The organism is Roseateles koreensis, assembly GCF_028595305.1.
GTDB classification, from domain to species: Bacteria; Pseudomonadota; Gammaproteobacteria; order Burkholderiales; family Burkholderiaceae_C; genus Paucibacter_A; species Paucibacter_A koreensis.
Window position 1 is genome coordinate 1 of sequence record NZ_JAQQXS010000034.1, and the last position, 1,463, is coordinate 1,463.

1 protein-coding gene is annotated in these 1,463 nt (G+C 62.8%); it reads left to right on the forward strand.

What is annotated here, in order from left to right:
• Nucleotides 1–126: 126 nt before the first annotated feature.
• Nucleotides 127–1,463: IS5 family transposase (locus PRZ01_RS19130; protein WP_273598443.1), on the forward strand; the 1,337-nt coding region annotated here is incomplete at its 3' end.

The following is a 1,463-nucleotide window of genomic DNA, read 5'->3' on the forward strand; positions in this document are numbered from 1 at the left end:
CGTCTGACCTGCAATACCTCGCCAACCCGCATGAACACTGGTGATTTGGGGTGAATGCCGATGGTCGGAACTCCCAGGAAGATATCCAATCGATATTGATTTCTGGGAGTTCTGGAGGGGCAGCGAATGGCGACAGACGACTTCTTCCGCGCACGCTTGGACGGGATGGTGGATCCGCAACATCCACTGGCGATGCTGGCGCGACGCTTACCCTGGTCGCAGATTGAATCGTCTCTTGCGCCGCTGTTTGCCCGCAAGTCCCGCATCGGCAAGTCGCGCGATGACGCAGACATGTTTGGCCCCACGCTGGTGGTGGCCGCAGGCGGTGTGAGCCGCGCAGGCCGTCCCCGCCTGCCGATCCGCCTGATGGTGGCGCTGCTGTACCTCAAGCACGCCTTCAACGAGAGCGACGAATCCCTGGTCGAGCGCTGGAGCGAGAACGTCGTGTGGCAGCTCTTCAGCGGCATGGAGTATTACCAGAGCAAGCTGCCGTGTGACGCCACCCAGATCGGCCGCTTCCGCCGCGTGCTTGGCGAAGCCGGCGTGGAGCAGTTGCTCAAGACCACCATCGAGTCGGCTGTAACGATGAAGGCCGTCAAGCCCGTTGAGTTGGAACGGGTGATCGTCGATTCGACCGTGCAGGAGAAGGCCATCGCCCACCCGACCGACAGCCGTCTGCTGGAGGTCGCGCGAGCCAAGATTGCCCAACTTGCCAAGCGCGCCGGTCTTCAACTCAAGAAGACGCACGAACGCGAGGGTCAAGTCTTGCGTCGGCGAGCTGGCGGCTATGCCCACGCCAAACAATTCAAGCGACTTCGCCAGGTCGTACGCCGCCAGCGCACCATCCTTGGCGTTCTGCTGCGTGAAGTGCAGCGCAAGATGATGACGCTGGCGCAGGCCGCACAAGATCAACTCAAGCCCTGGCTGGAGCGTGCCGAGCAGATTCGCGCTCAGCGGCCGAAGGACAAGAACAAGCTGTACGCGCTACACGCCCCAGAAGTGGAATGCATTGGCAAAGGCAAGGCCCGCAAGCCCTACGAGTTCGGCGTCAAGGTCAGCCTGGCGGTGGCACACAAGAGCGGCCTGATCGTGGGCGCCAGAAGCTTCCCCGGCAATCCGTTTGACGGGCACACGCTGGCGGCTCAACTGGAGCAGACCGGCGTCTTGTTGCAAGACATCGGCGTGGCGCCGAAGGTCGCAGTTGTCGACCTGGGCTATCGCGGCGTGGACAAGGACATCGCCCCGGTGGAGTTGATCCACCGGGGCAAGTACAAGTCCCTCAGCAAAGAGCAAAAGCGCTGGCTCAAGCGGCGCCAGGCCATCGAGCCGACCATCGGGCACACCAAGCACGACCACCGGATGGACAAGTGTTGGCTCAAAGGGAGCGAAGGCGACGCGCTGCATGCGGTGCTGTGCGCGGCTGGGTTCAACATCCGCTGGCTGATGCGGGCGCTGTGGCGCCA